General features: G+C 76.6%; 4 protein-coding genes. All 4 read right to left on the bottom strand.

The window, feature by feature from the left end; all coding sequences use genetic code 11:
* Positions 1 to 24: 24 nt before the first annotated feature.
* From O7611_RS11910 to O7611_RS11895, 4 genes are read right to left on the bottom strand one after another with little or no spacing between them, the layout of a single operon-like run.
* A complete protein-coding gene (locus O7611_RS11910; protein WP_269696837.1) occupies positions 25 to 3,528 on the bottom strand; it encodes an amino acid adenylation domain-containing protein in 3,504 nt (1,167 codons plus the stop codon).
* Complete coding sequence (locus O7611_RS11905) at positions 3,525 to 5,828, bottom strand: lantibiotic dehydratase (protein WP_269696836.1); 2,304 nt, start codon at positions 5,826 to 5,828, stop codon at positions 3,525 to 3,527. Before O7611_RS11905 ends, O7611_RS11910 begins: the two co-directional genes overlap by 4 nt.
* Positions 5,825 to 8,935, bottom strand: coding sequence for a thioesterase domain-containing protein (locus O7611_RS11900; protein WP_269696835.1), 3,111 nt, complete (start codon positions 8,933 to 8,935; stop codon positions 5,825 to 5,827). Before O7611_RS11900 ends, O7611_RS11905 begins: the two co-directional genes overlap by 4 nt.
* Complete coding sequence (locus O7611_RS11895; protein WP_269696834.1) at positions 8,932 to 12,399, bottom strand: AMP-binding protein; 3,468 nt, start codon at positions 12,397 to 12,399, stop codon at positions 8,932 to 8,934. Before O7611_RS11895 ends, O7611_RS11900 begins: the two co-directional genes overlap by 4 nt.
* Positions 12,400 to 12,603 lie beyond the last annotated feature (204 nt).

Genomic DNA, 12,603 nt, shown 5'->3' with positions numbered 1-12,603 from the left:
TTCCTTCATTCACAAGGGATCGCGTCACGGGTGAGGTCGGCGTGGTGGCGGGGTGCGGCGGGCGCGTCCCCGCCGGGCGGCGGCGCGCATCGCGGCGCGGGCCAGTTCCGGCCGGTCGGCGGCCCCGTCGAGGCTGGCGGCGAGCGCCCGCACGGTCGGGTGGCGGAACAGGTCGAGCATGGTGATCGAGCGGCCGGTGGCCTCGGTGAGGCGGGCGTGCACGGCGGCCAGGGCCATCGAGTGGCCGCCGATGTCGAAGAAGTTGTCGCTCACGCCGACCGCGTCGCGGCCGAGCACGTCCCGCCAGATCCCGGCGATCAGCTCCTCGGTCGCGGTGAGCGCGTCCGACCCGGCGGGCAGCGGCGCGCGGGCCGGTTCGGCGGTGGCGACGCTCATCGCGCCGAGCGCCGCGACCCGTACCGCCGGGCGGGGCAGCTCGGGCGCGACCTCGGCGGCCGGGGCGTCCGGGTCGGCGGCGAGCGCGCCGACCAGGGCGGCCAGGTCGGTCAGGAGCGCTTCGATCCGGTCGCCGGTGAACAGGTCCGGGTTGTGCACCACCTCGACGCCGGCCCGCCCGTCGCGCTCCACCACGTAGACGGTCAGGTCGAACGGCGACCCGGGCTTGGGCACCGGCACCGGCTCGACGGCCAGGCCGGTCAGCGTCAGCCGGGGCGCGACGAAGTTGAGCACGTTGAACAGCACCTGCACCAGCGGGGCGCGGGAGGTGTCCCGGCCCACGCCGAGCGCCTCGACGATGCGTTCCAGTGGCGCGCCCGGGTGGGCGGTGACCTCGTGCAGCTCGGCGGCGGCCCGGCCGACCTGCTCGGCGAAGCTCGCGCCGCCGGAGCGGACCCGCACCGGCACGGTGTCGATGAAGAACCCGATCACCTCGTCGAACGCGGCCAGCCGCCGGTCCGCGACGATCGCGCCGAGCACGTGCTCGTCGTCGCCGGTGACCCGCCGCAGCAGCTCGCCGAACGCGGCCAGCAGCACCGCCGCGACAGTCGTGCCGCGCCGGCCGGCCAGGTCGCGTACGGCCCGGTCGGCGGTCTCGTCCAGCCGCACCGCGGCCTCCGCGCCGGCGTACGTCTGCACGGCCGGGCGGGGACGGTCGCGGGGCAGGTCCAGCACCGTGGGCGCACCGGCCAGGTGCGCGGCCCACCAGGCCAGGTCCGTCTCGCCCCGGCGCCGGTCCCGGTCGGCGCGCCACACCGCGTAGTCGGCGTACGTGGCGGGCAGCGGCGGGCGGCCCGGCACGGACCGGCCGAGTGCGCGGGCGTACGCGAGCGCCAGCTCGTCGTAGAGCAGCGCCTCCGACCAGCCGTCGAAGACCGCGTGGTGCACAGTCACCGCGAGCACGTGCTCCTCGGCGGCGAGCCGGTACACGGCCACCTGCCAGGGCGGCCCGGTGGCCAGGTCGAACGCGTGCCCGGCGCCGGCCGCGAGCATGCCGGCCAGTTCGGCGTCCGGGTCGGCGGCGCCGGTCAGGTCGACCACCGGCACCGCCACGTCGGTGGGTTCCTCGCGGACCGCGTACGGCACGCCGCCGTTCTGCGGTATGCGCCAGCGCAGCACGTCGTGCCGTTCCGCGACGGCCCGCAGCGCGGCACCGAGCGCGGTGACGTCCAGCGGCCCGCGCAGCCGGTGCGCGACGGCGATGTTGTACGGCGCGCTGGACGGGGCGAGCTGGTCCATGAACCACAGCCGCCGCTGCGGCGGGGACAGCGTCGGCGGGTTGCCGGTGGTGAGCCCGTCGGCGTCGGCGGGGTCGGCGGCGCGGACCCGGTCCACGAGCGCGGCGAACGTGCGGTCGGCGAACAGCACCCGGGTGTCGACCTGCCGGCCCAGCTCGGCGCGCAGCGCGGCGACCAGCCGCATCGCGGCGATGGAGTTGCCGCCGGCGGCGAGGAAGTCGCTGTCCGGGGCGGGCGCGGCGCCGAGCAGCCGGGTCCAGACGCGCCGGACCGCCGCCGTCACCGGGTCGTCGTCGCCGGGCGCGTCGGCGACGGCGGCCGGGGCGGTCGCGGCCAGCTCGCGCAGCGCCGGCCGGTCCAGCTTGCCGGTGGTCGCGCTGACCGGCAGCGCGTCCAGCCGCACCGTCCGGGCCGGCAGCATCGCGGTGGTCAGCCGCGTCGCCGCGTACGCCCGCAGCTCGTCGTCGTCCGGCGCGCCGGCCGGGGTGAGGAACGCGACCAGCTCGGCGCCGGCCGGGCCGGGCACCGCCTCCACCGCGACGCGCTCGACGCCGGGGCAGGCGGCCAGCACCGCCTCGATCTCGCCCAGCTCGATGCGCTGGCCGCGCACCTTCACCTGCCGGTCGGCGCGGCCGAGGTAGACGATCCGGCCGTCCGGGCCCTGCCGGACCAGGTCACCGGTGCGGTAGAGCCGCTCGCCGGGTGCCTCGCCGAACGGGTCGGGCACGAACCGCTCGGCGGTCAGGCCGGGCCGGTTCAGGTAGCCGTCGGCCAGGCCGGGCCCGCCGATCAGCAGCTCGCCGGTCTCCCCCGCCGGCACCGGACACAGGTCGGCGTCGACCACGTACGCCCGGTGGTTGGGCAGCGGCCGGCCGATCGGCATCGGGTCGGTGTCGACCGGGGTGAGGTCGCAGGTGACCGCCAGCACGGTGGTCTCGGTCGGGCCGTAGCCGTTGAGGAACCGGCGGCCCGGCGCCCAGCGGGCGACCAGTTCGGCCGGGACCGCCTCGCCGCCGCAGAGCAGCACCCGCCACGACGGGAACCCGGCCGGGTCCAGCAGCGACAGCACGGCCGGGGTGATGAAGCCCCAGGTGACCTCGTGTTCGGCGACGAACCGGGCCAGCCGTACCGGGTCGGCCCGGTCGTCGGCGCCGAGCAGCTGCACCGCGCCGCCGAGCGTGAGCGGCACGAACAGGTCCATGGTGGCCGCGTCGAAGCCGAGCGAGGCGATGCCGAGGCTGCGCACCGAGGCGTCGGCGCCGGTCAGCGCGCTCACTCCGGTGACGAACTCGACCGCGTTGCGGTGGGTGGTCAGCACGCCCTTCGGGCGGCCGGTGGAGCCGGAGGTGAACAGCACGTACGCCGGATCGCCGGGTCGGGCGGGGCAGGGTGCGAGCGGGGCCGGGCCGGGCAGGCCGAGCGCCGTCACGCCGGGCTCGTCGCCGAACTCGGCCGCCGCCGCGTCGCCGACCACCACGCGGACGCCCGCGTCGCGGGCGATCCCGCGCAGCCGGGCCCGGGGGCCGCCCGGCTCCAGCGGCACGTACGCGGCGCCGGCGAGCAGCACGCCGACGACTGTGACCACCAGGTCGGGGGTGCGCGCGCCGCACACGCCGGCCCGGTCGCCCGGGCCGACGCCGTGCTCACGCAGCGCGGCGGCCACCCCGGCGGCCCGGTTGACGAGCTGCCGGTAGGTGAGCCGGGTGTCCCACTGGCGCACCGCCACCGCGTCCGGGGTGCGGGCCGCCTGCGCGGTGATCAGGTCGGCCAGGGTGGCGTCCGGCCACGGCAGGTCCGGGCCGTGGACGGCGCTGACGGTCAGGGTGTCGGTCACCGGAGTGCTCCAAGGTGCTCGGCCGGGTCGGTGATCTGGAGGCGCAGTTCGCTGACGTAACCGCGGCCCCGGGCGTCGGGCACCCACGCCTCGGTGGGTGCGGGCAGCAGTTCGGAGACCACCACCGGCACGTCCGGGCCGGTGCGCAGCGCGGCGTCGACCATCGCGCACAGCGACTGCGCGTACAGCGGGCCGGTCAGGTCCACGTAGCAGGGTTTGATCTCGGTGCCGACCTTGACGAACACCCGCTCGGGCAGGCCGGTCCCGGCGCGCCAGCGGCGTACCGCCAGGTAGCGGGCGGTCTCGTCGGCGTGGCCGCCCAGCCCGCACGCCCCGGCCGTGGTGCGCCAGGTACGCCGGGCCACGACCAGCCGGTCGATGGTGATGCGGGGGGTGTACGCGGCGGCGCCGAGCAGCTTGAACGCGTCGAGCAGCAGCGAGCCGAGCAGCGTGGCGAAGACCTCCATCAGCGGCCAGCGGGCGCCGTCGGGGAAGACCGCGGTGAGCTGGTCACCGGTGCGCTCGACCAGCACTGCGGTGGCCGGGACCAGGCGGTCCACGTCGGCGCCGTGCGCGGTGTCGATGCCGAGCTGGCGGTCCGCCGGGCCGGTCAGCGCGTACGTGGTGCGGGTGGTGCGGCGGGGGAAGCTGTCCGGCCAGAGCACCCGCAGCCGGACCGGACCCAGGTCGGCGTCGAGGTCGGCGCGCAGCGCGGCCGGGTCCGGGTGGAACGGGCTGAGCACCGCGCTGTCGAAGGCGACCGAGGCGGGGTGCAGCTCGCCGAGCACCAGCAGGAAGTCGCCGCGCTCGACAGCCTCCGGCGAGGCGGCGCTGAGCTGCACGTCGGGGTTGTGCAGCCGGGCCGACGGCCAGCCGGGCCGCGTCGCCGGGAACAGTTCCCGGGCCCGCTCGGTCAGGTCCGCGGCGCGTAGCCGCAGCTCCGCCTGCCCCTCGGGCAGGTCGGCCAGGCCGAACAGCTCGGCCCAGCGCGCGGTGAGCGTGGCGCCGGCCCGGCCGATCGGGCCGTCCGGGGCGACGAGCGTGCCCTGGGCCAGCAGCCACAGGTCGGCGAGCCGCACCGGGCCGTCGGCGGCCAGTTCCTCGTGCAGTTCGGTGAAGAGTTCGCCGCAGCGGGCGGCCACCTCGCCGGTGAACCAGCGGGCGGTACGCAGCACCACCGCCATCGGCTCGGCGAGCGCGTCGATGACCGCCGACCCGATCCGGAACTCCAGGTCGCGGGCGGTCTCCTCGTAGCAGACGGTGCGGGCGGCGTACATCTGCCCGCTGTGCCGGGTGGCCGGGCGCCCGGTGACGGCGGTGAACCCGGCGTTGAGCGCGGCGAGCGCGGCGCCGAGCCGGTCCGGGTCGCCAGCCGCGGCGGCCACCTCGTCGCGGGCGGCGCGCAGCCGGCCGAACTCGGCCGCCGTGGCGGCGCGGACCGGCTCGTCGCCGATCGCGGCGATCCGCGCTTCGAGCACCCGCTCGGCGTCCGGCGCGATCGGCAGGTTCGCGCCCCAGCTGAGCCGGCCGCGCTCGACCCAGCGGTCGAGCAGCAGGTAGACGTCGTCGGCGCCGTGTACCTCGCCGGCGTCGCACAGCCGCTGCGCCAGTTCCACAGCGGGCGTCCGCCCGTCGCAGGCGCCGAGCACCAGCGCTTCGACCGGGGTCAGCGCGATCGGCGGGTGCAGCGGCCAGCGCAGTTCCCGCCCGGCGACGGTCAGGTGCGGCTGCAGGGCGGGCGCCCACCAGCGCCGCACCGCGAGGTCGTCGGCGAGCCGGTCGGCGTACGCGATGAGCGCCCACGCCTCGAAGTACACCCGCCGCCGGTGCACCAGCGCGTCGCCGGGCACGGTGTGCACCCCGCGGAGGGAGGTCTCGAACGTGCCCCAGCAGACCGGGCCGAAGAAGCCGATGGTCTCGGCCTTGCCGCAGTAGCGCTGCCAGTAGCGCAGCAGGCTCAGCTCGCGCTTGCGGCGGCGCACGTTGCGGACCTGCGGGTCGGTGCGCAGCAGCCCGTCCAGCGCGATCAGCATGTCCGGGTTCTGCCAGGTGACCGCCTCGCGCAGCAGCGGGTCGGCGGCCAGCTCACCGGCTACCGCGGAGGACTCGGCGAACGCCTCGGCCAGCGCCTTGCCGAACACCTCGGCGCCGGTGTCGCCGGCGAGCAGCGCGTCCGCGGCGGCGGCGCAGTCCGGCGCGGCGAACCGGTCCAGCCCGGCGGCCGGGAACCCGGCGGTACGCAGCACCACGTCCCGCCACACCGACCAGCCGGTGTCGCCCAGGGGCAGCAGGTGGCTCACCGGTGGTCCTCCCGCCCGGCGTCGGTGATGTGCAGGCGCAGCTCGCTGAAGTAGCGGCGGCCCGCCCCGTCGGGCACCCACGCCTGCTCCGGTGCGGGCAGCATCTCGCTGACCGTGAACGACACGTCGTCGCCGCCGTCGACCCGGGCGGCGCGCACCATCGCGCACAGCGTGGTGGCGAACGCCGGCGCGGACAGGTCCACGAAGCACGGCTTGGTCTCGGTGCCGAACTTGACGTACACCTGCTCGGGCAGGCCGAGGCGGCGCCGCCAGTCCCGGACGGCGAGGAAGCGGTCCCGCTCGCCGTTGGGCACGGCGAGGCCGCTCTCGCCCACTGTGGTCCGCCACGTCTGCCGGGCCAGCACCAGCCGGTCCACGGTGATCCGGGGCGTGTACGGCGCGGCGGCGACCAGCTTGAACCCGTCCACGGCGTGCGCGCTGAGCGGCTCGGCGAAGATCTCGACGAGCGGCCAGCGCTGACCGTCCGAGGCGGTGGCGACCAGTTCGCCGTCCACCTCGTCGACGACGAGGTCGACGGTGGGCAGCACGCGGGCCGGGTCGGCGCCCGGCGCGTCGAGGAACGCCAGGTGCCGGTCGGCCGGGCCGGTCAGCGACTCGGCGGTACGGCTGGTCCGCCGCGGCCAGTCGGCCGGGAACAGCAGCCGGACCCGCCGCTGCCCCATGTCCACCGCGAGCGCGTCGCGCAGCCGCTCCACGTCCGGGTGCGACGGAGTGAACACCGCGCAGTCGAACGACGACCAGGCGGCGTGCAGCTCGCCGAGCACCACCGTGTAGTCGCCGCGCCGCAGCGCTTCCGCGTCGGTGGCGCAGATCTGCAGGTCGGGGCTGTGCATGGCGGCGTTCGACCACTCGGGCCCCTCGCCGGGGAACACCGCGTCGATCCGGCCGGCGAGGTCGGCCGCGCGCAGCCGCACGTCGGTGGTGCCGGCGGGCAGCGTGTCCAGGCCGAACAACCCGGCCCAACGGGCCGCGAAGTCCGCCGCCACCGCGTCGACCGGCCGCTCCCCGTCGCCCCAGAACATGCCCTGGGCCAGGAACCACAGGTCGGCCAGCGGCACCGGGGCACCGGACTCGGCGCGCAGCTCCTCGTACAGGCCGCGCAGCACGTCGAGGTAGGCGCGGGCGAGCGCGTTGGCCAGCCAGCGGGCGGCACGCAGCAGCACGTCCAGCGGGGCGGCCAGTTCGGACAGCAGCGGCGCGCCGAACACCACGTCGAGGTCGCGGGCGCTGTCCTCGTAGCAGACCGTGCGGCCGGCGTACATCTGCCCGGCCCGGCGTACCGCGGGCACGCCGGTCAGCTCGGTGAACGTGGCGTCGAGCGCGTCCAGGGCGGTCCGCAGCCGGTCCGCGTCACCGGCCGCCGCGGCAACCGCGTCGCGGGCGGCGCGCAGCCGGTCGAACCCGGCGCGCGCGGCGGCGCGGGCCGGCTCGTCGCCGATCGCGTCGATCCGGTCGGCCAGTACCCGCTCGGCGTCCGGGCTCACCGGCAGGGCCGCGTCCCAGGTGATCAGTTCCCGCTCGACCAGCCGGTCGAGCAGCGCGTAGCCGTCCTCCGGGCGGCGCAGCCCGATCGCCGGGTCGGCGACCAGGTCGGCGGCGCCGCGCCGGCCGTCGGCCGCGCGCAGCAGGGCGGCCTCCACCGGGGTCAGCGTCAGCGGCGGCCGGCCGGGCCGCAGCACGTCGCGGTCCCGGACCGCCAGGTGGGCCCGCAGCATCGGCGGCCACCACCGGCGTACGGCCAGGTCCGCGCCGAGCCGTTCGGCGTACGCGGACAGCGCCCACGACTCGAACCACACCCAGCGCCGCCGGGTCAGGCTGTCGCCGGGGTTGACCCGGGCAACCTCCGGCTGCGCGGGATCGACAGTGACCCAGCAGCTGGGGCCGAAGAAGCCGACGGTCTCGTTCTTGCCGCAGTAGCGCTGCCAGTACTTCAGCAGCGCCCGTTCCCGGTCGCGTCGGCGCACGTTGCGGGCCGCGTCGGCGCCGCCGCGCACCAGCCCGTCGAACGCCACCAGCGCGCCCCGGTTCTGCCAGGTGACCGCCTCGCGCAGCAGCGGATCGGCGGCCAGCTCGCTGAACCGCTGCGCGCCGGCACGCAGCGCCTCCTCGAACTCCTTTGTGAACCGGTCCTCATCCGCGCCGGTGGTCAGCAGCTCGTCGGCCGCGGCGGCGGCCCGGGGCGCGGCGAACAGCTCCAGCCCGTCGGCCGGGAAGCCGGTGGTCCGCAGCACCGCGTCGCGCCACACCGACCAGCCGGTGTCGCCGAGCGGAACCCGGTGCGCGGCGCCGGCGGTCCCGCGGCCGGCGGCGCGCACCGGGTCCGGACCCGCGTCCGGCGTGCCGGGGCGGGTGTCGGTGGGCGCGGCGGTCAGGTCGGCCCGGATCAGCGCGGCCAGCTCGGTCAGCCGGTCGTGCAGGAAGAAGTGCCCGCCGTCCAGCTCGTGCAGGGTGAACCCGGCAGCGGTGTGCTCGGCCCAGGCGGCGCTCTGCTCCCGGCTGACCGCCCGGTCGGTGCGGCCGGCGAACACGACGATCGGCACCGGCAGCGGCTCGCCGGGGACGTGGCGGTAGTCGTCGACCCGGCCGAAGTCGGCGCGTAGCAGCGGCAGCAGCAGCTCCACCAGCTCCGGGTGGTCGAGCAGCTCGGCGGGCAGGCCGCCGCCCTCGCCGAGGCGGCGCAGCAGCTCGTCGTCGCCGGCCCGGGACAGCCCGTCGAACGGGCCGGGCGTGGCGACGTGCGGGGCGCGGGCGCCGCCGACGTAGAGCCGCAGCGGCAGCGGGCGGCCGGTACGGCGCAGCTCGCGGACCACGTCGAAGCCGAGCCGTCCGCCCATCGAGTGGCCGTAGATCGCGTACGGGCGGTCGGCGCGGGAGGCGATGGCGTCGGCGACCTCGGCGACGCTGAAGCGCGGGTCCTCGGTGATCCGGTTCTCCCGGCCGGGCAGTTGCACCGGCACCACGTCGACGCTCGCACCGAACTCGGCCGCCCAGCGCCGGAACGCGCTGGCGCCCGCTCCGGCGTAGGGCAGGCAGAACAACCGCACCGGCGCCTCGGGTCGGCTTCCGGCGGAGACGAACCAGTTCACCGCGGACCTTTCTGCACGGGGTCGATCCAGTGCCGGCGGCGCTGGAACGGGTAGGTGGGCAGTCCGGTGCGCCGGACCGTGCCCTCGGGGTGCAGCGCGTGCCAGTCGACGTCGCGCCCGGCGACCCACTCGGCTGCCGTCTCGCGCAGCGGGCCGCCGTCACCGGCGATGCGGGCGCCGGTGTCCAGCAGCACGTCCAGCGCGGTCAGCGCGGCCGGCAGGTCGGCGGCGATCACCGCCGCGCGGTGGGCGAACGCCCGCCGGCCCAGCGCCAGCGTGGCGGCCACGTCGGACAGTGCCGGGGCGACCCCGGCCAGGTGGCCGCGCAGGCGGGCGAGCGCGGCCCGCAGCGCCGCCGGGGTACGCGCGGAGACCGGCAGCAGCCACGGTCCCTCGCCGGGCGGGTCGGCCGGTTCGGCGGGCGGCGGCTGTTCCACCACGACGTGCGCGTTGGTGCCGCCCAGGCCGAACGCGCTGACCCCGGCGACCCGGCGCGCGTCGTCCGGCCAGTCCCGCGCCTTGGTGGGCACGTAGAACGGCCCGGCGGCCAGGTCGATCTCCGGGTGCGGGCGGGTGAAGTGCAGGTTCGGCGGGATCACCCCGTGCCGGACGGCGAGCACCGTCTTGATCAGCCCGGCGATGCCGGCCGCGGCGTCGAGGTGACCGATGTTCGTCTTCACCGAGCCGAGCGCTGTGGACTCGGCGGGCGCGGTGCCCGCGTACACCTCGTGCAGCGCGGCGACCTCGATGGCGTCGCCCAGTGGCGTACCGCTGCCGTGGCCCTCGACGAAGCGGACCTCGCCGGGCGCGACCTCGGCGGTGGCGAGCGCGCCCGCGACGGCGGCTGCCTGTCCGGCCGGGCCGGGCACCGCGAAGCCGGCCCGGTCCGGGCCGTCGTTGGTGACCGCCCAGCCGGGCAGGATCGCGTAGATGCGGTCGCCGTCGGCCTGCGCGTCGGCGAGCCGGCGCAACGCCACCACGCCCGCGCCGGAGCCGAACCCGGAACCGGCGGCGCCCTCGTCGTAGGCGCGGCACCGGCCGTCGGGCGAGGCGAGCCCGCCCGGCGTGGCGCGGTGCCGGGGCCACATCACCGTGGAACCGCCGGCCAGCGCCAGGTCGCACTGGTAGTCGGCGAGGCTCTGCGCGGCCACGCACACCGCGACGAGCGAGCTGGAACAGGCGCTCTGCACGGCCATCGCCGGGCCGGTCAGGCCGAGCCGGTAGGCCACCTGACCGGGCAGGTGGTCGGTGAACTGGCGGCCGACGAGCCGGGCCTCCCAGTCGTCCGGGTCGACGTCGCCGACCACCGCCGGGTTGTCCATGAGGTGGAACAGGAAGTAGCGGTTGGCCGAGGTGGCGGCGTAGACGCCGACCAGCCCGGGGAAGCGCTCCGGGTCGTGCCCGGCGTCCTCCAGCGCCTCCCAGGCGGTCTCCAGGAACAGCCGGTGCTGCGGGTCGGTACGGGCGGCCTCGTCGGCGGCGAAGCCGAAGAACTCGGCGTCGAAGTCGGCCACCCCGTCGAGCCGGCCGGCGGCGCGGACGTGCCGGGGGTCGGCGCGCAGGCCGGGGCCGACGCCGAGCGCGGCCAGCTCCTCGTCGGTGTGGTCGTGCACCGAGTCGACGCCGGTGCACAGGTTCCACCAGAACGTCGCCACGTCGGGCGCGCCGGGGAAGCGCCCGGCGACGCCGACCACGGCGATCTCGTCGCCGGTGTACTCGCGGGCGGCGCGCACCGGCGCGGCGGGCGCGGGCAGCACCGGGGCGCGGACCGCCTCGGGCGGGGCGTCCAGCAGCGCCGCCTGGGCGGCGACGGTCGGGTGGTCGAACAGGCGCAGCATCGGCAGGCGTACGCCGAACCGCTCGGCGAGGCGCTGCTGCACCTGGCCCAGCAGCAGCGACTGCCCGCCGACGTCGAAGAAGCTGGCGGTGCGGGCGACCGCGTCGCGGCCGAGCACCGCGCACCAGATGTCGTGCACGGCGCGTTCGGTGTCGGTGGCCGGTGCCTCCTCGGCCGGCACCTCGGTCACCGGGCCGGGCAACGCCCGCTCGTCGACCTTGCCGGTGACGGTGAGGGGGAACTCGTCGACCACCACCACCGCTCGGGGCACGGCGTAGTCGGGCAGCGCGGCGGTCAGCGCCGCGCGCAGCGCCACCGGGTCCGGGCGGGCACCGGCCGGCCGGGCGTACGCGAGCAGTTCGCCGTCGCGCACGACGGCGCGGACGCCCGCGACGCCGGGCTGGGCGGACAGCACGGCTTCGATCTCGGTCAGCTCGACCCGGTGGCCGCGCACCTTGACCTGCCGGTCGAGCCGGCCGAGGCAGACCAGTTCCCCGCCGGGCAGCAGCCGGCCCAGGTCACCGGTGCGGTACGACCGCAGCCCGTCGGCGTTGACGCCGAACCGGTCGCTGTCCTGGTTGAGGTAGCCGGGGGCGAGGTGGCGGCTGCGGACCACGATCTCGCCGGTGTCCGGGGCGAGGTCCAGGCGGTAACCGGGGAACGCGACGCCCACCGGCAGCGGCCCGCGGGCGTCCGGGTCCACCTCGGACAGCGGCTGCACGTGCCGGGCGGCGAACGTCATCTCGGTCGCGCCGTAGCCGTTCACGAGCACGCACTCGGGGGCGAACCGGTCCCGGCCGCGGGCCGCGTCGGCCCAGGTGGCCTGCTCGCCGCCGAGCAGCACCGCCCGCACCGTGGGCAGCCGGCGCGCGCCGAGCGTGTCGAGCAGGAAGCGGTAGACGGTGGGCGTGCAGTGCAGCACCGTGGCGCGGTGCCGGTCGAGCTGCTCGACGGCGTACGCGAGCCCCTGACGGCGCAGGTCGACCGGGACGACGGCGGCGCCGGTGAGCAGCGCCGGGTAGAGGTCGGGGATGGCGGCGTCGAAGCTGAACGACGCGAGCAGGCTGAGCCGGTCGTCGGGCCCGACACCGAGCGCGGCGATCTGGTTGTCGACGACGTGGGCCAGGTTGCGGTGGGTCTGCCCGACCGCCTTGGGCACGCCGGTGGAGCCGGAGGTGAACAGCACGTACGCGAGCGCGTCCGGGTCGGCCGCGACCGGGTGCAGCGGCGCCGGCGGCACCTCGTCCAGCGGGACGACCGGCCGCTCGCCGGCCAGTGTGGACGCCAGGTCGCGGTGCTCGGCGGCGCAGGCCACTGCGGTGACGCCGGCGGCGTCGACCATGTGGCGCAGCCGGGCGACCGGGAAGCCCGGATCCAGCGGCACGTACGCGCATCCGGTCGCGAGGGCGCCGAGCATCGCCGCCACGGTCGGTGCACCGTGTGCGGTGAGCAGCGCGATCCGGTCTCCGGCGCGCAGGCCCGCGGCGGCGAACACGGCAGCGTGCCCGCCGGCCGCCCCGGCCAGCTCGGTGTAGGTGACCTCGTGGGTCTCACCGAGAAGTGCCGGACGTCCGCCGTGTACCGCCGTGATCGCGCCGAAACGATTGATGATCATCGTCTCTGCCATGTCAGGATGCGGGTCGCGCTCCACAGAGGGCAGGCAGGCAGCAATCGACGAATGTGATCATTGATCCCCCCCAGGACTTCACATTGGAAGCAGAATATGGCTCGATTCCTGCGCCGGAAGAGCGGCGACGAGGCTCGAGCCGAAGAGGGGACGGCACCTTGGAACCTCGGACGGAGGAATTCGTCCGATCATCCCTCTAGCGCG

The sequence above is a fragment of the Micromonospora sp. WMMC273 genome, from assembly GCF_027460285.1.
Classification (GTDB): domain Bacteria; phylum Actinomycetota; class Actinomycetes; order Mycobacteriales; family Micromonosporaceae; genus Micromonospora; species Micromonospora aurantiaca.
The sequence above is the reverse complement of the archived record's forward strand: the minus strand, read 5'-3'. Positions and strand labels throughout refer to the sequence as shown.